The 21025-nt window shown below is 62.4% G+C and carries 26 protein-coding genes; 14 read left to right on the top strand and 12 right to left on the bottom strand.

Features of this window, described 5'->3' with window-relative positions:
- Positions 1-3 precede the first annotated feature (3 nt).
- From urtD to NKI19_RS12380, 3 genes are all read left to right on the top strand, one after another.
- Positions 4-750, top strand: a complete 747-nt coding sequence (gene urtD / locus NKI19_RS12390; RefSeq protein WP_352491593.1) for an urea ABC transporter ATP-binding protein UrtD — start codon at positions 4-6, stop codon at positions 748-750.
- 70 nt (positions 751-820) lie between these two features.
- Positions 821-1516, top strand: a complete 696-nt coding sequence (urtE, locus tag NKI19_RS12385; protein ID WP_352491592.1) for an urea ABC transporter ATP-binding subunit UrtE — start codon at positions 821-823, stop codon at positions 1514-1516.
- 217 nt (positions 1517-1733) lie between these two features.
- A complete protein-coding gene (locus NKI19_RS12380) occupies positions 1734-1934 on the top strand; it encodes a hypothetical protein (RefSeq protein WP_352491591.1) in 201 nt (66 codons plus the stop codon).
- Positions 1935-1979: 45 nt separating this feature from the next.
- Here NKI19_RS12380 and NKI19_RS12375 read toward each other — a convergent pair whose 3' ends face one another.
- The 9 genes from NKI19_RS12375 to NKI19_RS12335 all read right to left on the bottom strand — a co-directional run bounded on the left by NKI19_RS12375 (position 1980) and on the right by NKI19_RS12335 (position 9567).
- Positions 1980-2786, bottom strand: a complete 807-nt coding sequence (locus NKI19_RS12375) for a DUF72 domain-containing protein (protein WP_352491590.1) — start codon at positions 2784-2786, stop codon at positions 1980-1982.
- Between the two features lie 28 nt (positions 2787-2814).
- Positions 2815-3285 carry a GNAT family N-acetyltransferase gene (locus NKI19_RS12370; RefSeq protein ID WP_352491589.1) on the bottom strand — a complete coding sequence of 157 codons (471 nt, stop codon included), beginning with the start codon at positions 3283-3285 and terminating at the stop codon, positions 2815-2817.
- Positions 3282-3692 (bottom strand): DUF302 domain-containing protein, encoded by a 411-nt coding sequence (locus NKI19_RS12365; protein ID WP_352491588.1) that lies wholly within the window; start codon positions 3690-3692, stop codon positions 3282-3284. Before NKI19_RS12365 ends, NKI19_RS12370 begins: the two co-directional genes overlap by 4 nt.
- A complete protein-coding gene (uvrA, locus tag NKI19_RS12360) occupies positions 3692-6613 on the bottom strand; it encodes an excinuclease ABC subunit UvrA (protein WP_352491587.1) in 2922 nt (973 codons plus the stop codon). The genes NKI19_RS12365 and uvrA overlap by 1 nt, the downstream gene beginning before the upstream one ends.
- A gap of 694 nt (positions 6614-7307) precedes the next feature.
- On the bottom strand, positions 7308-7601 hold the full coding sequence (locus NKI19_RS12355) for a hypothetical protein (RefSeq protein WP_352491586.1): 294 nt from the start codon (positions 7599-7601) through the stop codon (positions 7308-7310).
- A 93-nt stretch (positions 7602-7694) separates the two neighbouring features.
- Complete coding sequence (locus NKI19_RS12350) at positions 7695-8300, bottom strand: ATP-dependent Clp protease proteolytic subunit (RefSeq protein ID WP_254817374.1); 606 nt, start codon at positions 8298-8300, stop codon at positions 7695-7697.
- A 26-nt stretch (positions 8301-8326) separates the two neighbouring features.
- Positions 8327-8851 carry an SRPBCC family protein gene (locus tag NKI19_RS12345; protein WP_352491585.1) on the bottom strand — a complete coding sequence of 175 codons (525 nt, stop codon included), beginning with the start codon at positions 8849-8851 and terminating at the stop codon, positions 8327-8329.
- Positions 8848-9162, bottom strand: a complete 315-nt coding sequence (locus tag NKI19_RS12340) for an ArsR/SmtB family transcription factor (protein ID WP_352491584.1) — start codon at positions 9160-9162, stop codon at positions 8848-8850. Before NKI19_RS12340 ends, NKI19_RS12345 begins: the two co-directional genes overlap by 4 nt.
- Before the next feature lie 78 nt (positions 9163-9240).
- Complete coding sequence (locus NKI19_RS12335) at positions 9241-9567, bottom strand: cupin domain-containing protein (RefSeq protein WP_352709800.1); 327 nt, start codon at positions 9565-9567, stop codon at positions 9241-9243.
- Positions 9568-9830: 263 nt separating this feature from the next.
- On the opposite strand from NKI19_RS12335, the gene NKI19_RS12330 reads away from it, so the two are divergent.
- Both NKI19_RS12330 and NKI19_RS12325 read left to right on the top strand, forming a co-directional pair.
- Positions 9831-10343 (top strand): single-stranded DNA-binding protein, encoded by a 513-nt coding sequence (locus NKI19_RS12330; protein ID WP_352448761.1) that lies wholly within the window; start codon positions 9831-9833, stop codon positions 10341-10343.
- A 123-nt stretch (positions 10344-10466) separates the two neighbouring features.
- Positions 10467-10892, top strand: coding sequence for an OsmC family protein (locus NKI19_RS12325; protein ID WP_352491582.1), 426 nt, complete (start codon positions 10467-10469; stop codon positions 10890-10892).
- Positions 10893-10900: 8 nt separating this feature from the next.
- On the opposite strand, the gene NKI19_RS12320 is transcribed toward NKI19_RS12325, so the two are convergent.
- Both NKI19_RS12320 and NKI19_RS12315 read right to left on the bottom strand, forming a co-directional pair.
- Positions 10901-11530: a MarC family protein gene (locus NKI19_RS12320; RefSeq protein WP_352491581.1), complete on the bottom strand. Its 630-nt coding sequence runs from the start codon at positions 11528-11530 to the stop codon at positions 10901-10903.
- 74 nt (positions 11531-11604) lie between these two features.
- Positions 11605-12135, bottom strand: coding sequence for a hypothetical protein (locus NKI19_RS12315; protein WP_352491580.1), 531 nt, complete (start codon positions 12133-12135; stop codon positions 11605-11607).
- Positions 12136-12221: 86 nt separating this feature from the next.
- Here NKI19_RS12315 and NKI19_RS12310 point away from each other — a divergent pair, with 86 nt between their 5' ends.
- A complete protein-coding gene (locus NKI19_RS12310) occupies positions 12222-13049 on the top strand; it encodes a helix-turn-helix transcriptional regulator (protein ID WP_352491579.1) in 828 nt (275 codons plus the stop codon).
- A 148-nt stretch (positions 13050-13197) separates the two neighbouring features.
- Positions 13198-15984 carry a DNA gyrase subunit A gene (gene gyrA / locus NKI19_RS12305; protein WP_352491578.1) on the top strand — a complete coding sequence of 929 codons (2787 nt, stop codon included), beginning with the start codon at positions 13198-13200 and terminating at the stop codon, positions 15982-15984.
- Positions 15985-16040: 56 nt separating this feature from the next.
- Here gyrA and NKI19_RS12300 read toward each other — a convergent pair whose 3' ends face one another.
- Positions 16041-16193: a hypothetical protein gene (locus tag NKI19_RS12300; RefSeq protein WP_352491577.1), complete on the bottom strand. Its 153-nt coding sequence runs from the start codon at positions 16191-16193 to the stop codon at positions 16041-16043.
- A 196-nt stretch (positions 16194-16389) separates the two neighbouring features.
- Here NKI19_RS12300 and coaD point away from each other — a divergent pair, with 196 nt between their 5' ends.
- The 7 genes from coaD (at position 16390) to tgt (ending at position 20988) form a co-directional block, all read left to right on the top strand.
- Positions 16390-16890 carry a pantetheine-phosphate adenylyltransferase gene (gene coaD, locus NKI19_RS12295; protein WP_352491576.1) on the top strand — a complete coding sequence of 167 codons (501 nt, stop codon included), beginning with the start codon at positions 16390-16392 and terminating at the stop codon, positions 16888-16890.
- Positions 16891-16965: 75 nt separating this feature from the next.
- Positions 16966-17556, top strand: coding sequence for a peptidylprolyl isomerase (locus NKI19_RS12290; RefSeq protein ID WP_352491575.1), 591 nt, complete (start codon positions 16966-16968; stop codon positions 17554-17556).
- Positions 17557-17584: 28 nt separating this feature from the next.
- On the top strand, positions 17585-18097 hold the full coding sequence (locus NKI19_RS12285; protein ID WP_254817363.1) for a peptidylprolyl isomerase: 513 nt from the start codon (positions 17585-17587) through the stop codon (positions 18095-18097).
- Positions 18094-18492, top strand: a complete 399-nt coding sequence (locus tag NKI19_RS12280) for a hypothetical protein (protein ID WP_352565346.1) — start codon at positions 18094-18096, stop codon at positions 18490-18492. Before NKI19_RS12285 ends, NKI19_RS12280 begins: the two co-directional genes overlap by 4 nt.
- 12 nt (positions 18493-18504) lie before the next feature.
- Positions 18505-19590 (top strand): tRNA preQ1(34) S-adenosylmethionine ribosyltransferase-isomerase QueA, encoded by a 1086-nt coding sequence (gene queA / locus NKI19_RS12275; RefSeq protein WP_352491573.1) that lies wholly within the window; start codon positions 18505-18507, stop codon positions 19588-19590.
- Positions 19580-19861, top strand: coding sequence for a hypothetical protein (locus NKI19_RS12270; RefSeq protein WP_352491572.1), 282 nt, complete (start codon positions 19580-19582; stop codon positions 19859-19861). The genes queA and NKI19_RS12270 overlap by 11 nt, the downstream gene beginning before the upstream one ends.
- Entirely contained in the window at positions 19858-20988 is a 1131-nt protein-coding gene (gene tgt, locus NKI19_RS12265) for a tRNA guanosine(34) transglycosylase Tgt (protein WP_352491571.1), read from the top strand. The genes NKI19_RS12270 and tgt overlap by 4 nt, the downstream gene beginning before the upstream one ends.
- Positions 20989-21025 lie beyond the last annotated feature (37 nt).

The raw sequence follows: 21025 nt of genomic DNA, 5'->3' as shown, positions 1-21025 counted from the left end.
CTGATGTCGAAGAGCAACACCATCCTCTATCTCGACGGCGTGTCGGTTTCCTTCGACGGATTTCGCGCCATCAACAACCTGTCGCTGGTGCTCGACAAGGGCGAGATGCGGGCGATCATCGGCCCCAACGGCGCCGGAAAGACGACGATGATGGACATCGTCACCGGCAAGACGCGGCCCGATGCTGGCGAGGTTTTCTTCAACGGTGAGGTCGACTTGACCAAACACGACGAGGCCGAAATCGCCATGATGGGCATCGGCCGTAAATTCCAGAAGCCGACCGTCTTCGAAAGCCACACGATCGAGGACAATCTGATGCTGGCGCTGAAAGGCCCGCGCTCGATCTTCCCGGCACTGTTCCATCGTCGCTCGGCCGCGGACGTGCGGCACATCGACGACATTCTCGGCATCATCCGGCTTGGCGACAAGCGTGACGAGCTCGCCGCCAATCTGAGTCACGGCCAAAAGCAATGGCTCGAGATCGGCATGCTTCTGGCGCAGGATCCGAAGCTGCTGCTGGTCGACGAACCGGTAGCTGGCATGACCGATGCCGAGACCGAGGAAACCGCGCGGCTGCTCAGGGACATCGCGCGCGACCATTCAGTCATCGTCGTCGAGCACGACATGCATTTCGTGCGCGAGCTCGGCGTCAAGGTTACCTGCCTGCACGAGGGCTCGGTGCTTTCCGAGGGCAGCCTCGACTTCGTTTCGGCCGACGAACGTGTCGTCGAAGTCTATCTGGGGAGATAAGCATGGTCTGGCGCGTTCCGTTCCATCATTTCGACCTTTCGTTCTTCAGGCGTTGGAGAAAGCGCTGACCATGCTTGAAGTCTCCAATGCCACGCTGCACTACGGCGCTGCCCAAGCGCTGCGCGGCGTCTCGCTGAAGGCTGGCGCCGGCAAGATCACCTGCGTGCTCGGCCGCAACGGCGTCGGCAAGACCAGTTTGATGAGATCGATCGTCGGCCATCATCGGCTGACGAGCGGAAGCGTTGCCTTCGAGGGGAAGGCGCTCGACCGGAGCGCGGCGTATGATCGCGCCCGGTCGGGCATCGCATTCGTGCCGCAGGGCAGGGAGATATTTCCGCTGCTTACGGTGCGGGAAAACCTCGAATCGGGTTTTGCGCCGTTGAAGCGCTCCGATCGCAACATTCCCGGTCACGTCTTCGAATTGTTTCCGGTGCTGAAGCAGATGCTCGCGCGCCGTGGCGGTGACCTTTCCGGCGGCCAGCAGCAGCAGCTTGCCATCGGCAGGGCGCTGGTAATGCGGCCGAAACTGCTGGTGCTCGACGAGCCGACCGAAGGCATCCAGCCGTCGATCATCAAGGATATCGGCCGCGCCGTCCGCTATCTGCGCGACCAGGCGGGAATCGCCGTGCTTTTGGTCGAACAATATCTCGATTTCTGCCGGGAATTGGCCGACGAGGTCAACATCATGGACCGCGGCCAGATCGTCCATACCGGCCCCGCCGAGGATCTCGACCGTGCGGACGTCCGCAAATTCCTGACTGTCTGAATTCTTATTGATTCCATTACTTTGCAACTCTGGCGCGCTGCAGATTGCGTGCTAGATTTTGCTTGGCCTTGGTGAGTCGGCCGCTTTCCGTACCAGTTTCAACTTGGCAGATCAGGGGAAGGCGCGGCCCGCGTCGGCACGCTTGCCCGCAAGCCGTTCCCTTCCAGCGATCTGTTGTCGTCCAACATTTCGGGTGCTTGGGAGCCAGGGCCAGTCGATGGAGCGCTATGTCGAGGACTACCAGAAACGACGGCTCACGGAGCGCGTCGACATCCTAACAGCCATCAACATTCTGAAATCGCAGGGGTATGAACACGACGAACTCATCGCGGAGATCACCAAGGTCTTCTATGTCGATCTCGATGCTTTCAATGAGATCGTCAGGGTTGATCGGCGTCCGGACGAACGCGCCGCATAGCCGGTAGTTTCGGACCCTGCCAGGCGGACCACCGACAGCGAGGCGTCAGCCGGCGACCCGCTTCATCAACGCGATGGCGCCGAATGGAGCGCGGACCTTGCCCTCTGTGATGAAGTAGACGAACACATCGCGTGGCTTGACCGGCGCGTCGGTTGAAGGATCGGCGCGCGGCAGATCGGCCGGCACCTTGCCTTCCGCCCAAGTCTTGGCGCGGGCCGCCCATTCGTCGAGCGCCTTTGGCGTGTAGCAATCGGGATTATCGTCGCTGCCGGTCTGCAGCCGCGCATAGATGAAATCGCCAGTAGCGTCGGCAATCCCTGGATATTTGGCGTGGTCGGCATAGACGATGGCGGCCTTGTGCTTTCGCGCCAAGGCGGCGAATTCCGGCACGATGAAGCTGTCGTTGCGCACCTCGATCGCGTGGCGCAGCGCAACGCCGTCCTGCTTTTCCGGCAACAGCTTGAGGAAGGCCTCGAAGTCGTCCGGGTCGAATCTCTTGGTCGGCGCGAACTGCCACAGAATCGGCCCGAGCTTGTCGCCAAGTGCCGCGACGCCCGACCCGAGGAAGCGCATAATCGATTCCCCGGCCTCGCCAAGCACGCGGCGGTTGGTGACGAAGCGGTTGCCCTTCAGCGAATAGACGAAACCATCCGGCGCCTCGTTCGCCCATTTGACGAAGGTCGGTTCCTTGAAGCTCGAATAATAGGTGCCGTTGACCTCGATAGTGGGCACCTGCCGGCTGGCATAATGCAGTTGCTTGGCCTTCGACAATTTGTCCGGGTAGAAGGACGTGTCCCACGGCTCGAAGGTCCAGCCGCCCATGCCGGCGCGGATTGTTCCTGATTGAGTCATAGTCGTCCTCCCGGTTTTCAGAAAAGGATCACGCGATGGCGGTCGTCTCGATGGCTTTCGCCATGTCGACGACCGTCCATCCTGGCCGATATGGATTGGGCCGGCGACCCGTTTCGCGAAAGCCGTAGGCCTTATACAACGAAACGTTCCGTTCCATTCTGGAATTGGTGTAGAGTCGGATTTCAGGCAAGCTCCACAGGCGCGTCTGTCGCTCGGCCCCGTCGAGCAGCCCGATCCCGAAACCCTTGCCCTGAAAGGCGGGCGCAACGGCGACGCTGAAGATCATTGTATGGTCCGCATGTCGTTCGAGAACGATCAGGCCGGCCGTCTGTCCATCCTGCTCCGAAAGCCAGACCTCGCCGCAGTGGATGCGCGGCGCATAATCCTCGGTGACGGGGATCGGCGGCGCACCGAACAGGGCAGTGTAGGGCGCGTAGGCGTCGGTGGTGAGCGAGATCACCGTGGGGAGATCATCGGCCCGAGCGGCTCTCATGATCAAAACTGGCCCGCGCCGGCAGCGGCCGCAATCACGTTGTCCATGCCCGCCGCTATCGCGGCGACGGCATTGCAGCTGGCGTCGCCCAAGCAGTGGCGCTCAGCGAGCCAGTGCGCGTCATTGTAGGAGAGCCAGACCTTGCCTTGCTCGTCCTCCCAGGCCAGTGCCTTGACCGGCAGATCGATGCCGGCAAGCTGCCGGTCCTGCATCAGCGGCGTGCCGCCTTTCGGATTGCCGAAAATCAGGAGCTGGGTTGGACGCAGTGATGTTTCGACATTGCGCGCACCGGCGGCGTGGTCAATGCGGGCGAAGACCAGCAATCCTGCACGTTCCACAGTCTCGACCAGGCGATCGATCGTTTCGGCCACGCCGAAGCGGCTTTGGACCGTGATGAGACCGTTCTTTGCCATCACTCCGCCGCTTCGCGCTTGCCTCCGGGGCGCCGCTCCAGCAATTCCCTCAGGAACTGCCCGGTATAGCTGCGCTTTTCGCGAACGATGTCCTCAGGCGTGCCGGACGCCACCAGCTCGCCGCCGCCGTCACCACCTTCGGGGCCAAGATCGAGAACCCAGTCAGCGGTCTTGATCACCTCTAGATTGTGCTCGATGACGACGACCGTGTTGCCCTGGTCGACCAGCTCGTGCAGCACTTCAAGCAGCTTGGCGACGTCGTGGAAATGCAGGCCGGTGGTTGGCTCATCGAGAATGTAGAGCGTCTTGCCCGTCGCCTTGCGCGACAGTTCCTTGGCGAGCTTGATGCGCTGCGCCTCGCCACCCGACAAAGTCGTCGCCTGCTGGCCAACATGGATGTAGCCGAGACCGACCCGTTTCAGCGTCTCCAGCTTGTCGCGAACGCCGGGCACGGCGGCGAAGAAATCGACGCCTTCCTCGACGGTCATGTCGAGAACGTCGGCAATCGACTTGCCCTTGAACAGGACGTCCAGTGTCTCGCGATTGTAGCGCTTGCCGTGGCAGACATCGCAGGTGACATAGACGTCGGGCAGGAAATGCATCTCGATCTTGATGACGCCGTCGCCCTGGCAGGCCTCGCAGCGGCCGCCCTTGACGTTGAACGAGAAGCGGCCCGGCTGATAGCCGCGCGCCTTGGCCTCCGGCAGGCCGGCGAACCAGTCGCGGATCGGCGTGAAGGCGCCGGTATAGGTGGCGGGATTTGAGCGCGGGGTGCGCCCGATCGGCGACTGGTCGATGTCGATGACCTTGTCGAGGAATTCCAGCCCTTCGATGCGGTCGTGCTCGGCCGGATGCTCGCGCGAGCCCATGATGCGGCGCGACGCCGCCTTGAACAGGGTCTCAATCAGGAAGGTCGACTTGCCGCCGCCGGACACGCCGGTGACGGCGGTAAAAGTGCCGAGCGGAATTTCAGCGGTGACGTTCTTCAGGTTGTTGCCACGCGCGCCGACGACCTTCAGCCGGCGGTTCTTCCTGGCCTCGCGCCGTACTGCCGGCGTCGCCACCTCGAGCTCGCCCGACAGGTATTTGCCGGTGATGGAAGCGGGGGTCGCCATGATCTGCTGCGGCGTGCCCTGGGCGATGATGTGGCCGCCATGGATGCCGGCGGCCGGGCCGATATCGACGACATAGTCGGCATGGAGGATCGCGTCCTCGTCGTGCTCGACGACGATGACCGTGTTGCCGATGTCGCGCAGATGCTTCAGCGTATCGAGCAGGCGGGCATTGTCGCGCTGGTGCAGACCGATCGACGGCTCGTCCAGCACGTAAAGTACGCCGGTCAGGCCGGAGCCGATCTGCGAGGCAAGACGGATGCGCTGGCTCTCGCCACCTGACAGCGTGCCGGAGTTGCGCGACAGCGTCAGATAGTCGAGCCCGACATCGTTGAGGAAGCGCAGCCGCTCGCGGATTTCCTTGAGCACGCGCACCGCGATCTCGTTCTGCTTGTCGTTGAGCGACGCAGGCAGGTCGGTGAACCACTGGTCGGCCTTGCGGATCGACAGCTCGGTGACCTCGCCAATGTGCTTGCCGGCGATCTTGACCGCGAGCGCCTCGGGCTTCAGCCGATAGCCGCGGCAGGCCGGGCAGGGCGTGGCCGACATAAAGCGCTCGATCTCCTCGCGCATCCAGGCGGATTCGGTTTCCTTCCAGCGGCGCTCGAGGTTGGGGATGACGCCCTCGAAGGTTTTTGTCGTCTTGTAGGAGCGCAGGCCGTCATCGTAGTGGAAGGTGATTTCGCGCTCGCCGGTGCCGTGCAGGACGGCTTGCTTTGCCTCCTCGCTCAAATCCTTGAACTTGTCGCCGAGCTTGAAGCCATAGGCAACGCCCAGCGCTTCCAGCGTTTGCGCATAATAGGGCGAGGTCGACTTCGCCCACGGGCTGACGGCGCCGGCGCGCAGCGAGACATTCTCGTCGGGCACGACCAGGCTGGCATCGATGGCGCGTTGGCTGCCGAGCCCATCGCAGGTCGGGCAGGCGCCGAACGGATTGTTGAAGGAGAACAGCCTGGGCTCGATCTCGGGAATGGTGAACCCGGATACCGGGCAGGCGAACTTTTCCGAGAACAGCATGCGTTCATGTGTCTCGTTCTTCGATTTGTTGACCGAATCCTCGCCGGTCTGGCTGGCGTCAAGCGGCCTGTCGGCAAATTCCGCTACCGCCAGTCCGTCGGCCAGCTTCAGCGCGGTCTCGATGGAATCGGCGAGCCGAGTCGCGAGATCGCCGCGCACGACGATGCGGTCGACGACAACGTCGATGTCATGTTTGTACTTCTTGTCCAAGGCCGGCACGTCGGCGATCTCGTAGAAGACGCCATCGACTTTGACGCGCTGAAAGCCCTTCTTCTGCAGCTCCAGCAGTTCCTTGCGGTACTCGCCTTTGCGGCCGCGCACCATCGGCGCCAGAATGAACAGCCGGGTGCCTTCCTCGACTGCGAGCACCCGGTCGACCATCTGCGAAACCGTCTGGCTCTCGATCGGCAGGCCGGTGGCCGGTGAATAAGGTACGCCGACGCGGGCGAACAAAAGCCGCATATAGTCGTAGATCTCGGTGACGGTGCCGACCGTCGAACGTGGGTTCTTCGAGGTGGTCTTCTGCTCGATGGAGATCGCTGGCGACAGGCCGTCGATCTGGTCGACGTCCGGCTTCTGCATCATTTCGAGGAATTGCCGCGCATAGGCCGAAAGGCTCTCGACGTAGCGGCGCTGGCCCTCGGCGTATATGGTGTCGAAGGCAAGCGACGACTTGCCCGACCCCGACAGGCCGGTCATGACAATCAGGCTGTCACGCGGCAGGTCGAGATCGACATTCTTCAGATTGTGTTCGCGTGCCCCGCGAATGGAGAGATATTTATGGTCGGCCATCGCCGGTCGCCGCCTCAGAATCTGGAATTCGTGGGATGGGCGGGTTTTCCCGACCATCCCCTATGTAGGCAATTTCGCCGCCTTTTCGAGAGACGCCACAACTCTCGACTAAAGCGTTTAACCGCCTTTCGCGCGAACGGGCAAGCGGAAAGAACAAAGGCCGAACACGCTCCTGACAAAAGCTGCCCGTACAGCCGGCTTCACAAAGCGTCTCGCGATCACATTTTTCGGTAACCGGCTATTCAAGGTTGACGTCCCTGCGCCGTGGGGGCAGACTCCAGACGTCAACGAAGCCAGCCGTCTTTCGATGGCCTCGCGGCCTGGGGCTAGCCTGCGAGACGCCGCGGGTTATGCGATGAGCGCTTCGACGACAGTCGCAACGAACAGAAGGAGAGCAGAGGCATGACTCCACCGGATAGTTCCTTGAGGCTCCACGTGTCGCTGGAGCCGCGGCAGGTATAAGTGACCAGGTCAGGCGTTTTGCGCTACCTGCCAACGTTGACTTGCCGATCCCCACAACAATCAGAGACTGCTAGTCGGATCGTCGGCTGAACGCCGCGAAGCATCCGAAATGAAAAGCCGGCAGGAAACTCCCGGCAATTTGGATTTCAGATCCAAGAAGCCCCGTCAGTTGCACAAGCAATGGCGGGGCTGTTCGTTTGAAGCGCACATTTGTGGTGCATACCAGGCGAGCTTACCGGCTGGGGGGCCTGATCCCGCCGGTAGCGACATCGATGGTTATGCTACCGGAAATCCGAACGTCGGTATCGCCGATCTTGAACGTGCCGTTGCCGCTGCTGGGAAGCGCCTCGTCGGGCTCGGGCTGCGGGGCTGGCCCCGCGATGCGATAATCGCTGGTCACACCGGGCAGGGCGCCCTTTTGCGAGGACGTCGAATTATCTTGGGCAAGTGCCGCGCCGACCAACATGTTCGTGCCCACAATGGCGGCAATGGCAAGGCATAGGCTGGATGAACGGCTGGCGGTCATCACCTGACTATAGTGCGGCGATAGCGCCGAAGCCAGACCGGCGGCGCTGAAAGTTGCCAGCCCTCATGTCGCTCAGTTCGGTTCGAAGGTGCTTCATGCGGCCTGCTTGCGAGTGTCGAAAACATGGTCGACGAGGCCCCAATCCTTGGCCTCCTGCGCAGTCATGAAAAAGTCGCGGTCGAGCGTGCGTTCCACTTCTTCGTAGGTGCGGCCGCAATGGTGGGCGTAAAGATCGGTCATGCGCCGCTTGGTGCGAAGGATGCCCTCGGCATGGCGCTGGATATCGGAGGCTTGGCCCTGGAAGCCGCCGAGAGGCTGATGCAGCACGATGCTGGTGTTGGGTAGCGCGATGCGCCGCCCTGGTGTGCCGGCCATCAGGAGGAACGAGGCCATCGAGGCGGCGAAACCCATACAAACGGTGGAGACCGGGCAGCTGATATACTGCATCGTATCATAGATGGCGAAACCGCTGGTCACCACGCCGCCCGGCGAGTTGATGTAGAGCGAGACCTCCTTGTCGGGGTTGTCGGATTCCAGCGACAGAAGCTGGGCGCAGACCAGCGCCGAGGTGCCGTCATCGATCGGCCCGTTGATGAAGACGATGCGCTCGCGTAGCAGCCGCGAAAATATGTCGAAGGCACGTTCGCCGCGGCTCGACTGCTCGATCACCATCGGCACCAAATTGGCAAGGCCGCTCATTATTTTTCTCCGTAGGCTGATCGGGTTCAGGCCGCGCGCAGAAGGAGGCGCGGGGTGTTTGCGGCGATCTGCTTGTGCTTGGGAGTGCGCGCTTCAAACGAAAGCCGGCAACCGGCGCATGCTATCGCGATCTCCGGCACTGCTGCCCGAGCAAAACCATCATGGACGATGCGCAGATGCGTGCCGCCGGAAACGGTGCGGTCGAGCGTAAAGGTGACGATGCTGTCCACTGGGCTGTCGTTCATTGGGCTGTCCAGGGGGCTGCCGGGCGGCACCTGCGTATCGCAGGGCGCCGGCCGCTCCCGCCAGGAGTAGCGCAGCAGCCGTCCGGGATCCGCGTCGAGGATTTCGCACTCGATCGGCGCATTCGGCGCTTTAAAGGCAAAGCGGTTGCCGATTTCGGGCTTGATGTCGTTCGGCATCATCCAGGCCGCGAGCAGGTCCGGCACCGTCAGCGCCCTCCACACTTTTTCCGGCGGCTCGGGCAGTTCGCACTCGAACTCGATCTTGTCTACGGCCATTTCCGCGCGTTCTTTGCCTCGGCTGGTCATTGGTCCATGTCCTTCAACACCGTCTTGAGCCTTTCGATGCGCTCTGGCCAGAACGCACGGTAGCGTTCGATCCAGCCGAGCAGCGGCGCAAGCCCCTTCGGATCGACGCGGTAATAGGCGTTGCGGCCGGCCCGCCGCTCGACGACGAGGCCGGCGCCGCGCAGCACGGCGAGATGCTGCGATACCGCCGGCTGCGATACCGGCATGCCAGTGCGCAGTTCCGACACCGTCATCTCGCCGTCGGCGAGCCGCTCATAGACGGCGCGACGCGTTGGATCGGCCAGTGCCCGAAAAATCTCTGCTTCGATCATTCCGAAAGCATAAGTCGATACTTATCGGTTTGGCAAGCCGCTTTTTAAGACAGGCGGTGTTTTTACGACGGCGAGATTTTACAAAGGCGTCGGAAGCCAGCGTCTCACCATGTCTGGAGATCCGCTAAACGTCGCCTCGAAAACGGGTGACGCGAGCACGGCATGGATATGAAGCAGTTCGGAGCCGACGTTCCGGAAGCCATGTTGCCTGAGCGCGGCAACAACAAGCGACTGTCCGGCAGTCAAGACGAGATGCTCGTCATCGATCCACATCTCGGCCCTGCCGGCGATGACGGTAAGCACTTCCTCGACCGGGTGCCAATGTGTCGGGGCGCCAACCGTGGGTTCGACCCATTGTTCAAATATGCAAAGTTGAGTTGCGCCGTTGCAGGCCGAGACATGCATGCGGGTCGTCCGCCATTCTTCTTGCGGCTGATCGTCATGCTCGACCATCTTCATTGAGTTCGCCTCGATCTCAGGGTTCGTGGAAATTCGACGCCAGGACACTACTTGTTACTGACATCTATTGACAGTGCAGGGCCTTTAACTTAGAACGAATAGAGAACAAAAACCTTGTGGGAAAAGGCAGCCACAGCAGGCAGGGATTATCCATAGCCTGTAAGGTGCAGCGACAAAAATTTGGTTTCGGATGAGCGCGGAGAAGTGTCATGGCGGGTAGCGTCAACAAGGTCATTCTGGTGGGCAACCTCGGGGCGGACCCTGAAATCCGCCGCCTGAATTCGGGTGACCCGGTCGTCAACATCCGCATCGCGACGTCGGAAAGCTGGCGCGACAAGACATCCGGAGAGCGCAAGGAAAAGACCGAGTGGCACAATGTCGTGATCTTCAACGACCAGATCGCCAAGGTGGCCGAGCAGTATCTGAAGAAGGGCATGAAGGTCTATGTCGAGGGCCAACTGCAGACGCGCAAATGGCAAGACCAGACCGGCAATGACCGCTATACGACCGAAATCGTGTTGCAGAAATTCCGCGGCGAGCTGCAGATGCTCGATGCGCGGGGCGAGGGCGGCGGCCAGGTCGGCAACTATGCTGGTGGTGGTGCGAGCCGCGGTTCCGATTTCGGCCAGTCCGGCCCGGGCGAAAGTTTCAATCGCGGTGGCGCCAACAAGGGTGGCGGCGGTGGTTCGTCGCGCGAGCTGGACGACGAAATTCCGTTCTGATTTCTCGGGGCGGACTGCCCTTGCGGCGAAAAGCGCCGGCATCTTGGCCACGAAATGGCGTCCCGAAAATCTGTCTTGGATTTTCGGGACGTTGTGCGTTTGAGCGGTGAAAGGACGTATCAGTTGAAAGCAAGGGTCAAATGGGTCGAGGAGCGCACTTTCATTGGCGAGTCCGCCAGTGGGCACAAGCTGGTGCTAGGCACTGCGTTTGGGCCGGAGGGCAAGACACCGGGGCCGAGCCCAATGGAACTGGTGCTGATCGGCACCGGCGGCTGCTCGGCCTATGACGTGGTCCATATCCTGGAAAAGGGGCGCGAGGCAGTTGAAGATTGTGTGGTCGAACTCGATGCCGACCGTGCAGAAGCCGATCCCAAGGTGTTCACCCGCATCCACATGCATTTTGTCGTTAAGGGCCGGGCGCTGTCACACGACAAGGTGAAGCGGGCAATCGGGCTTTCGATCGAGAAATACTGCTCGGCCTCGGCAATGATGGCCAAGACTGCCGAGATTACCCACGACTTCGAAGTCATTGAAACGACGGCGAAGTAGGGCAGCTCCTAAGTCGCCATCAGCGCCTTGATGCCGTCGGCGACGAACTGTACGGCGAGCGCCGCCAGGATGACGCCGAGCAGCCGCGTCAGGATCGAACGGCCGGTTTGGCCGAGGATACGGTCGATGCGCTCTGACAGCACGAACACGAGGTAGGTGATGACGAGGCAGATGGCGATGATGCCGACAAGGGCTGTCTGCGCGCCCAAACCCTGAAACGAGCTTGAGAGCAGGACGGTCGCCGAAATCGCGCCGGGACCGGCAATAAGCGGGATCGCCAGCGGAAAGGCGGCGATGTTGTGGATCATGTCCCTGGTGATGGCGACGTCGCCGATCTTCTCCTTGCGGTCCTGCCGGCGCTCGAACACCATTTCGAAGGCGATGAAAAACAGCAGAAAGCCGCCGGCGACGCGGAAGGCCGGCAGGGTGATGCCGAAGACTGACAGGATCGACGCGCCGGCGATTGCGAACAACGCCACCACCAGGAAGGCGATGACCGAGGCGCGCACGGAGACCTGGTTGCGTTCCTCGCGGTTCATGCCGCGGGTCACGGCGAGGAAGAGCGGCGCCAGGCCGGGCGGATCGATCGTCACAAGTATGGTGACGAAGGCGTTGAACAGGCTGTCGAAGCTCGGCATGCTGACCCTCCCCGCCGGCAATGCCGGATATCGGGATTGGTAGAGCAAAGCGGAGCCAGTGGAAACCGTGCGGATCACGGGCTCGCGGCGCGCCGCGCCAGGAACTCGACTTCGAGACGCCAGGTGGCGCCGTCGTCCGGTGAGCGTTCGCCCAGCCAGCGGAACGAATTTTCGGTGATGCGCGAAAAGCTCCAGCGCACAGCAGATCCGGTGCCGTCTGCGCCTTGCTGGATAATGGTGTCGCCCTCGGCACGGCCGAGCTGGCGGCTGTAGTACTGGCTGCGCGGATCGCTCCAGAAGATGTGCCAGGCGTCGACGTCGGGGTCGTAGACGCGCAAAGTCGTGCCATAAAAGGTCCATTTGCCGAGCGACGGCGAGGCGCCGGCGTCACGGGCGGGCAGGATCCATACGTCCTGGATCGCGCGGCCTTCGAGCACCCAGCCGAAATGCACCTCGCCGCGCCCGGTCAGCACCTGGCCGTCCTCGAGATGGCGCGTGGCGTCGAACGTCCAGGCGCCGACGAAGCGGCCGTAAAGGTTCAGTTTCTCGGCAAGGGCCGGTACGGGTCCATCGCTGTGCAGGGCCTTGGCAAAGGAATTGGACATGGCTTCGCTCTCATCTTGTCAGGAGACCGGCAAGCATAGAGGCCGACAGGGGTTCTGCGCTTGGGAAAAATTGCTATATTTCGGCGATGGCGACGAGCGCGCACAGGCTGGCGTCGGGCCGAGGCTGGCAGGTGTCGGATGTTATCTGCACCGCCAGCGCCGCCGACAGGCCATTCGAGGAGGAGCATCGGGATTTCTGCATTGCCGCCGTAACCAGCGGCACCTTCCGCTATCGTGCGCGCCAGGGCACGGCGATGCTGGCGCCGGGCGCGCTCCTGCTCGGCAATCCCGGCACATGCTATGAATGCGGGCATGAGCATGGCGCTGGCGACCGCTGCCTCTCCTTCCATTTCGGACCGGCCTATATGGAGCGGATCGTCGCCGACGTGCCGGGCGCGAAGACGCTCGATTTCGGCAGGCCACGCCTGCCGCCCTTGCCGGCGCTGGTGCCGCTGCTCGCCGACGCGGAGGCGGCGCGCGAGATGGCCGACACCGGCGCGTTCGAGGAACTCGCCCTGCGCATTGCTGGTGCAGCGGTGACAGCGGCTTACGGCGCCACGGAAGGACAAAGCGCGCCGAGCCGCCGTGACCAGAAGCGTGTTGCCGAAGCGGTGCGGCGCATCGAGCTCGATGCCGACCGGCCGATCTCGCTTGCCGAACTCGCCGACGAGACCGCTACCAGCCCCTACCATTTCCTGCGCACCTTCCGGCACATCGCCGGCATGACGCCCTACCAGTTCCTGCTGAGAGCGCGGCTGCACAGGGCAGCCGTGCGGCTGCGGACCTCGGATCAGACGATTTCGGCGATCGCCTTTGCAGCGGGATTCAACGATCTATCAACCTTCAATCGTCGTTTCCGGCGGCTGATGGGCGAGGCGCCAGGTACTTATCGCGCCCGCCGGCGATGCCCGTGAAAGGGTGCCACGGCCATATCGTCGCAATTGGTTTATCCTTTTGAATTTGCCGCTAAAAACCACACTGGAAAACTGCCGCGATTGTTGGAGTTTCGGGCCGGCTTCCTATATAAGCACCAAGTGATTCCTGATTAGATTGTGATCCGATTTGACCGACCAAAAGACACCGCGCGGCGCCGACGGCGGCCCCACCGGCATCGAGCCGATATCCATCATTGAGGAGATGCAGCGCTCCTATCTCGATTACGCCATGAGCGTGATCGTCAGCCGTGCGCTGCCGGACGTGCGCGACGGCCTCAAACCGGTGCATCGCCGCATCCTCTACGCCGCCTATGAGAGCGGCTATCACTGGAACCGCAAATATGTGAAATCGGCACGCCCGGTCGCCGACGTGATGGGTAAATACCATCCGCACGGCGACGCCTCGATCTACGACGCTTTGGTGCGCATGGCACAGGATTGGTCGCTGCGCGTGCCGCTGATCGACGGGCAGGGCAATTTCGGCTCGATCGACGGCGATCCGCCGGCGGCGATGCGCTACACGGAATCGCGGCTGACCAAGGTCGCGCACGAGTTGCTGGAAGACATCGACAAGGACACCGTCGATTTCCAAGACACTTACGATGCGTCGGGCAGCGAACCGAAAGTCCTGCCGGCGCGCTTTCCGAACCTGTTGGTCAACGGCTCCGGCGGTATCGCCGTCGGCATGGCCACCAACATCCCGCCGCACAATCTGGGCGAGGTCTGCAACGGCGCCATTGCCCTCATCGACAATCCGGCGATCGACCTTCCGGCACTGATGGAGATCATTCCGGGGCCAGATTTCCCGACCGGCGGCATCGTGCTTGGCCGTTCCGGCATCTACAGCGCCTATTCGACCGGCCGCGGCTCCATCGTCATGCGCGGCCGCGTCAACGTCGAGGCGCGCGGCAACGACCGTGAATCGATCGTCATCACCGAGGTTCCCTATCAGGTGAACAAGGCGTCGATGATCGAGAAGATGGCCGAACTGGTGCGCGACAAGCGCATCGAAGGCATTTCCGACATTCGCGACGAGAGCGACCGCCAGGGCTACCGCGTCGTCATCGAACTGAAGCGCGACGCGGTCGCCGATGTCATCCTCAACCAGCTTTACCGCTTCACGCCGCTGCAGACGTCGTTCGGCGCCAACATGGTGGCGCTGAACGGCGGCAAGCCGGAATTGCTGACGCTGACCGACATGCTGAAGGCGTTCGTCGCCTTCCGTGAAGAGGTGATCAGCCGGCGCACGAAATTCCTGCTGCGCAAGGCGCGCGACCGTGCCCATGTGCTGGTCGGCCTTGCCATCGCCGTTGCCAACATCGATGAAGTCATCAAGCTGATCCGCACGGCGCCGGACCCGCAGACGGCGCGCGAGCAGTTGATGGAGCGTCGCTGGCCTTCGGGCGACGTGGAATCGCTGATTCTGTTGATCGACGATCCGCGCCATCGCATCAACGAGGACGGAACCTACAATCTCTCCGAGGAGCAGGCCCGCGCCATCCTCGAACTGCGCCTGCAGCGCCTGACCGCGCTCGGCCGCGACGAGATCGCCGACGAGCTGAATACGATCGGCGACGAGATCAAGGATTACCTGGACATCCTCTCGTCCCGCGCCCGCATCCAGCAGATCGTAAAGGACGAACTCATCGCCGTGCGCGACGAGTTCGGCACACAGCGCCGCACCGAGCTCGCCGAGGGCGGGGCCGACATGGAAGACGAGGACCTCATCCAGCGCGAGGACATGGTCGTCACCGTCAGCCATTCCGGCTACATCAAGCGCGTGCCGCTGTCGCTCTACCGGGCGCAGCGCCGCGGCGGCAAGGGCCGCTCCGGCATGTCGACCAAGGAAGAGGATTTCGTCACCCGGCTGTTCGTCGCCAACACGCACACGCCGGTGCTGTTCTTCTCCTCGCGCGGCATCGTCTACAAGGAAAAGGTCTGGCGCCTGCCGATCGGCAACCCGCAATCGCGCGGCAAGGCGCTGATCAATATGCTGCCGCTCGAACAGGGCGAGCGCATCACCACCATCATGCCGCTGCCGGAGGATGAGACGAGCTGGGGCGAGCTCGACGTGATGTTTGCCACCACGCGCGGCACCGTGCGCCGCAACAAGCTTTCGGACTTCGTCCAGGTCAACCGCAACGGCAAGATTGCCATGAAGCTGGACGAGGAAGGCGACGAGATCCTCGGCGTCGAGACCTGCACCGACAACGACGACGTGCTTTTGACGGCAAGTTCCGGCCAGTGCATCCGCTTTCCGGTCAGCGACGTACGCGTCTTCCAGAGCCGCAATTCGGTCGGCGTGCGCGGCATTGCGATGGCCGATGGCGACCGGGTGATCTCGATGGCGGTGATCGAGCATGTCGATGCGCCGCCGGCGGAGCGTGCCGCTTACCTCAAGCGGGTGGTGGCCGAACGCCGGTTCGCTGCCGACATCGCGGCCGGCGAGGAGGAAGAAATCCAGCTCACCAATGAAGAGGTCGGCGAAGAGGCGGAGCTTTCCGACGAGCGCTATGAATTCCTCAAGGCGCATGAGCAGTTCGTGCTGACGGTGACGGAATATGGCTATGGCAAGCGTTCGTCGTCCTACGATTTCCGCCTGACCGGCCGTGGCGGCAAGGGTATCCGCGCCACCGACGTGTCGAAAACGGCCGAAATCGGCCGCCTGGTGGCAACCTTCCCGGTCGGCAATGACGATCAGATCATGCTGGTTTCAGATGGCGGTACCGTTATCCGCGTTCCAGTGAACGGCATTCGTTTCGCCAGCCGCGCCACCAAGGGCGTTACCATCTTCAATACCGCAGAGGGCGAGAAGGTCGTTTCGGTGGAGCGAATTTCAGAACCGCAAGCGGATGAAGAGATCGAAGAGAGTGTCGATGCCGAAGGTGGGGGGCCTGATACTACCGTCGAGTGAGTTTGCCACGACGGCGCCAGCCCCATGGGCCGGCGTTGTGAAGAAACCCCCGCAATCTAGAAGTGGTGATAAGGCTTGCGGTTGCCGAAGCCTTCGAGCCGCTTGGTATTGGCCTTGGCGCGGACGCGCTGTGCTTCCTGATGCAACCCGAATACGGTAGCGATCAGCATGGCGACGGTCATTGCGGTGGCGAGCATGTAGATCAGCATGTGCGTGTTCTCCTGCGCCTAACAACGATTAGATGGGTGTTTGGTTTCATCTTATGCAGCTGCAACTTAGTGAACACTGCGTGAAGCCGTTGCAAGCGGCACATTCATCTGTCGTTCACGTCGGCCAAAAGGTTCATGGGGCGGGCCTGCCGATCGGATTTGCCTTTAGGGGAGAGGCTCGCTAGAAGCACCTGCCATGACCGAACGCATCGCCCTTTATGCCGGCTCTTTCGACCCGCTGACCAACGGCCATCTCGACGTGCTGAAGGCGTCGCTGGCCGTGGCGGATACAATCTATGCGGCGATCGGCATCCATCCCGGCAAGAAGCCGCTGTTTTCCTTCGAGGAACGGGTCGATCTGATCGAAACGGCTGCGAAGGCGGAATTCGGCAGCGACGGTGCGCGCATCAAAGTAGTCGCCTTCGACGGGCTGGTCATCGACGCAGCCAGGAAGCATGGCGCCTCGATCATAATCCGCGGCCTGCGCGACGGCACCGATCTCGACTATGAGATGCAGATGGCCGGCATGAACGAGACCATGGCGCCGCAGCTGCAAACGGTTTTCCTGCCCGCCAGCCCCTCGGTGCGCACCATTACCGCCACACTTGTGCGCCAAATAGCTTCGATGGGAGGCGACATCCGCCCCTTCGTGCCGGCGGCCGTGGCCGGCGCGCTCACCGCCAAATTCGCGAAATAAATGCATGTCGCCCAAAAGTGGAACCCGGCTTTGGGTAACGACATGCATGAACGAAGATAGTCGGAGAAAGATCCCATGCAGCTGAAAAAGCTTGCCTTCTTGCTTGCCGTGCTTGCCGGTCTTGTGACCGCATCCGTGTCGGCGTTTGCCGCCGATCCGGAAAACACTATGATCGTAACGCTGAAGGACGGCGACGTGACCATCGCGCTGAGGCCCGACCTTGCGCCGAAGCACGTCGCGCAGATCAAAAAGCTGGTGCGCCAGGGCGCCTACGACAACGTCGCCTTTCACCGCGTCATCGACGGCTTCATGGCGCAGACCGGCGACGTCAAGTTCGGCAACATGAAGAGCGGCTTCAATGCCGACGCCGTCGGCACCGGCGGCTCCGATCTTCCCGACCTGCCGGCCGAATTCTCCAGCACCGAGCACTACCAGCGCGGCGTGGTCGGCATGGCTCGCTCCGACGATCCGAATTCGGCCAATTCGCAATTCTTCATCATGTTCGCGCCGGCACCGCCGCTCGACGGCCAGTACACCATCGTCGGCAATGTCGTCAGCGGCATGGAGCTGGTGGACCACATCAAGAAAGGCGAAGCGGCGCAGAACGGGACGGTGACCGACCCCGATCGCATGATCAAGGTGCGCATCGCCGCCGACGGCAAGTAACCCCAAGTTTCAAAAGGATATTTCTGACATGGCCGAAATCAAGGACCGCGAGAACGCGCTTATCATGGATACGACCAAAGGCAAGGTCGTCATCGAATTGTTTCCAGATCTGGCGCCCGGCCATGTGGGCCGTATCAAGGAGCTGGCGCGCGAAGGCGCCTATGACGGCGTGGTCTTCCACCGCGTCATCGACGGCTTCATGGCGCAGACCGGCGACGTCAAGTTTGGCAATTCCAACAAGCCGTCTTTCGCGCCGTCGCGCGCCGGCACTGGCGGTTCCGACAAGCCCGATCTGAAGGCCGAGTTCTCCAACGCCAACCACGGCCGCGGTACCTGCTCGATGGCGCGCTCGCAGAACCCGAACTCGGCCAATTCGCAGTTCTTCATCTGCTTCGACGATGCCGCCTTCCTCAACCGCCAGTACACGGTATGGGGCCAGGTCATCGAAGGCATGGACAATGTCGACAAGATCAAGCGCGGCGAACCGGTGCAGGATCCCGACAAGATCGTGTCGCTCAAGGTCGCGGCCGACGTGAAATGACCAGCCGGGCTGTCGCGGCCATCGCATTTGTGCTCGTCGCGGCGGCCACCCCGGCGCTGGCGACGGAATCGATCGTCTGCAGCGCCGACGGCGGCGTCGCATCGATCGACGTTTTGATGGGCCACACGGCCGTCATTGCGGTGGCGCGTGTGTGGCTGGATGCCGGCGGCAAGACATGGACCACGGACGGCCAGCCGGGTTCAACGAAAGTCATCGTCGGACAGGCATTCGAAGACGACGACCGTATGCTGATCGATCTCACTGATGAGGGCCTCAGCTCGATCATCGCCAGATTGCGGCTGGTCAAGGCCAGTGAGCAGTCCAGTTTCGCGATGGGCGGTGCGCTGAGCATAGACGGTGTCGGCGCTTGGGCGGTGACCTGCCCGGAACCTTGAGGCGGGGATTTCTTGCGCGTCGATCTTTTCGACTTCGATCTGCCGGACGAGCGCATCGCGCTTCGCCCAGCCGAGCCGCGCGACAGCGCCAGGATGCTGGTGGTCAGGCCGGGTGAGGGGCTCGAGGACCGGACGGTGCGCGACCTGCCGTCCCTGCTCAAGGCCGGTGATGTGCTGGTCTTCAACGACACCAAAGTTATTCCGGCGCAGCTGAAGGGCATCAGGCGGCGCGGCGAGGCGGCGGCGCAGGTCGAAGCCACGCTGCATATGCGGACGGCGCCCGACCGCTGGCTCGCCTTCATGCGCCCGGGCAAGCGCGTCGCCGCCGGCGATCGCATCCATTTCGGTCATGACGCCAATTCCTGCTTTCTCGGCCAGCTCGACGCGACCGTGATCGAGAAGGGGGAAGGTGGCGAGGTGCTGCTCGGCTTCGACCTGTCAGGTCCGTTCCTCGACGAAGCGCTGCACGCCGTCGGGCATATCCCGCTGCCGCCCTATATCGCCTCCAAGCGTGACGACGACGAACGCGACCGCCGTGATTACCAGACCATTTATGCCAGGGAGGAGGGCGCCGTGGCCGCGCCGACGGCAGGGCTGCATTTCACGCCGGAGCTGTTTGCGACGCTCGACGCCAAGGGCATCGAGCGCCGTTTCGTCACGCTGCATGTCGGCGCCGGCACGTTTTTGCCGGTGAAGGCGGATGACACCGCCAACCACAAGATGCACGCCGAAACCGGCTCGGTCAGCCCGGAAACCGCCGAAGCGCTGAATGCTGCGAAAGCAAGAGGAGGGCGCATTATCGCTGTCGGCACGACATCGCTGCGCTTGTTAGAGAGCGCGGCTGGCGATGACGGCAGGCTGGCCGCGTGGTCGGGCCCGACCGACATCTTCATCACGCCCGGCTACCGCTTCAAGACCGCCGATATGCTGATGACCAATTTCCATCTGCCGCGTTCGACGCTGTTCATGCTTGTTTCGGCCTTCTGCGGTTTGCAGACGATGCGCGCCGCCTATGCGCATGCGATCGAGAACCGCTACAGGTTCTATTCCTATGGAGACGCAAGTCTTCTGTTCAGGGAGGATAATGATGGACGATGACCTGGAAACCTTCGACCGCGAAGCCTTGATCGCCGAGGTCAGGAAACTGCGCGCCGGCATCCGCCAACACCGCGACGCCACCGGCCATGATCTGTGCTGGCATCATCCCGACCTGTGGTCGCTTTTGCCCGAAAAGACGGAGCCGGCGATTGCCGTGCCGCCGTGGCCAAAATTCATGCGCGGCTGCATCCGCTACCGGCAATCACTCGACAAGCAGGCTCCAGATGCGCCGGTATTCGACAAGGAGTTCGATGGCCAGGGAATTCAATGACTGCCGCATTCACCTTTAACGTGCTGGCGACCGACGGCAGGGCGCGGCGTGGCGCAATCACCATGCCGCGCGGGGAAATCCGCACGCCCGCCTTCATGCCGGTCGGCACGGGCGGCACGGTGAAGGCCATGTATATGGATCAGGTGCGCGGCGTCGGCTCGGACATCATCCTCGGCAATACCTACCACCTGATGCTGAGACCCGGCGCAGAGCGCGTGGCGCGGCTCGGCGGCCTGCATGAATTCGCCCGCTGGCCGTATCCGATCTTGACCGACAGCGGCGGCTTCCAGGTGATGTCGCTGTCGAAGCTGCGGAAACTGACCGAGATCGGCGTGACCTTTCGCTCGCATATCGACGGCGGCGCCTACGAGATGTCGCCGGAGCGTTCCATCGAAATCCAGGGGTTGCTCGATTCCGACATCCAGATGCAGCTCGACGAATGCACGGCGCTGCCGGCCAAGCAGAACGAGATCGAGCGTGCCATGGAGTTGTCGCTGCGCTGGGCCGAGCGTTGCAAGACGGCATTCGGCGAGCAGCCCGGCAAGGCGATGTTCGGCATTGTGCAAGGCGGCGACGTGCCGGATCTGCGGTTGCGCTCGGCGCAGGCGCTGAAGGCAATGGAGCTGAAGGGCTATGCGATCGGCGGGCTGGCCGTCGGCGAGCCGCAAGCGGTGATGCTGGAGATGCTCGACATCACTTGCCCGGAGCTGCCGGCTGACCGGCCGCGCTACCTGATGGGTGTCGGCACGCCGGACGATATCTTGAAGTCGGTGGCGCGCGGTATCGACATGTTCGACTGCGTGATGCCGACGCGGGCAGGGCGGCATGGCCTTGCCTATACACGGCGCGGCAAGGTCAATCTGCGCAACGCTCGCCATGCCGACGATCCGCGCCCGCTCGATGAGGAAAGCGACTGCCCGGCCGCACGCGACTATTCGCGGGCCTATTTGCACCATCTGGTGCGCTCGCAGGAGTCGCTTGGCGCCATGCTGCTGACTTGGAACAATCTGTCCTATTACCAGCAGCTGATGCAGGACATCCGTGCCGCGATCGTGGCGCAGACCTTCGAGGCGCGCGCGGCGGAGATATCAGAGGGCTGGGCGCGGGGCGATATTCCGGCCGTCTAGCGCGTCCCTGCGATTGACGGACTGCCTGCCCGGGAGC

Origin of the sequence: Mesorhizobium sp. M0751, from assembly GCF_040320265.1 — a bacterium.
In the GTDB taxonomy this organism is placed as follows: domain Bacteria; phylum Pseudomonadota; class Alphaproteobacteria; order Rhizobiales; family Rhizobiaceae; genus Mesorhizobium.
Note: the sequence above shows the minus strand (reverse complement) of the source record. Positions and strands in the feature narration are given on the sequence as shown.

Bases quoted from the DNA above. Each gene is read 5' to 3' on its own strand.
- NKI19_RS12270 (WP_352491572.1), top strand. From the start codon at position 19,580: ATGGACGATGACCTGGAAACCTTCGACCGCGAAGCCTTGATCGCCGAG.
- urtD (WP_352491593.1), top strand. From the start codon at position 4: ATGTCGAAGAGCAACACCATCCTCTATCTCGACGGCGTGTCGGTTTCC.
- NKI19_RS12380 (WP_352491591.1), top strand. From the start codon at position 1,734: ATGGAGCGCTATGTCGAGGACTACCAGAAACGACGGCTCACGGAGCGC.
- NKI19_RS12310 (WP_352491579.1), top strand. From the start codon at position 12,222: ATGGCGACGAGCGCGCACAGGCTGGCGTCGGGCCGAGGCTGGCAGGTG.
- NKI19_RS12290 (WP_352491575.1), top strand. From the start codon at position 16,966: ATGCAGCTGAAAAAGCTTGCCTTCTTGCTTGCCGTGCTTGCCGGTCTT.
- NKI19_RS12300 (WP_352491577.1), bottom strand. From the start codon at position 16,193: ATGCTGATCTACATGCTCGCCACCGCAATGACCGTCGCCATGCTGATC.
- tgt (WP_352491571.1), top strand. From the start codon at position 19,858: ATGACTGCCGCATTCACCTTTAACGTGCTGGCGACCGACGGCAGGGCG.
- NKI19_RS12330 (WP_352448761.1), top strand. From the start codon at position 9,831: ATGGCGGGTAGCGTCAACAAGGTCATTCTGGTGGGCAACCTCGGGGCG.
- NKI19_RS12315 (WP_352491580.1), bottom strand. From the start codon at position 12,135: ATGTCCAATTCCTTTGCCAAGGCCCTGCACAGCGATGGACCCGTACCG.
- NKI19_RS12335 (WP_352709800.1), bottom strand. From the start codon at position 9,567: ATGCATGTCTCGGCCTGCAACGGCGCAACTCAACTTTGCATATTTGAA.
- NKI19_RS12340 (WP_352491584.1), bottom strand. From the start codon at position 9,162: ATGATCGAAGCAGAGATTTTTCGGGCACTGGCCGATCCAACGCGTCGC.
- NKI19_RS12280 (WP_352565346.1), top strand. From the start codon at position 18,094: ATGACCAGCCGGGCTGTCGCGGCCATCGCATTTGTGCTCGTCGCGGCG.
- coaD (WP_352491576.1), top strand. From the start codon at position 16,390: ATGACCGAACGCATCGCCCTTTATGCCGGCTCTTTCGACCCGCTGACC.
- uvrA (WP_352491587.1), bottom strand. From the start codon at position 6,613: ATGGCCGACCATAAATATCTCTCCATTCGCGGGGCACGCGAACACAAT.
- NKI19_RS12285 (WP_254817363.1), top strand. From the start codon at position 17,585: ATGGCCGAAATCAAGGACCGCGAGAACGCGCTTATCATGGATACGACC.
- NKI19_RS12355 (WP_352491586.1), bottom strand. From the start codon at position 7,601: ATGACCGCCAGCCGTTCATCCAGCCTATGCCTTGCCATTGCCGCCATT.
- urtE (WP_352491592.1), top strand. From the start codon at position 821: ATGCTTGAAGTCTCCAATGCCACGCTGCACTACGGCGCTGCCCAAGCG.
- NKI19_RS12320 (WP_352491581.1), bottom strand. From the start codon at position 11,530: ATGCCGAGCTTCGACAGCCTGTTCAACGCCTTCGTCACCATACTTGTG.
- NKI19_RS12350 (WP_254817374.1), bottom strand. From the start codon at position 8,300: ATGAGCGGCCTTGCCAATTTGGTGCCGATGGTGATCGAGCAGTCGAGC.
- NKI19_RS12365 (WP_352491588.1), bottom strand. From the start codon at position 3,692: ATGGCAAAGAACGGTCTCATCACGGTCCAAAGCCGCTTCGGCGTGGCC.
- NKI19_RS12345 (WP_352491585.1), bottom strand. From the start codon at position 8,851: ATGACCAGCCGAGGCAAAGAACGCGCGGAAATGGCCGTAGACAAGATC.
- NKI19_RS12375 (WP_352491590.1), bottom strand. From the start codon at position 2,786: ATGACTCAATCAGGAACAATCCGCGCCGGCATGGGCGGCTGGACCTTC.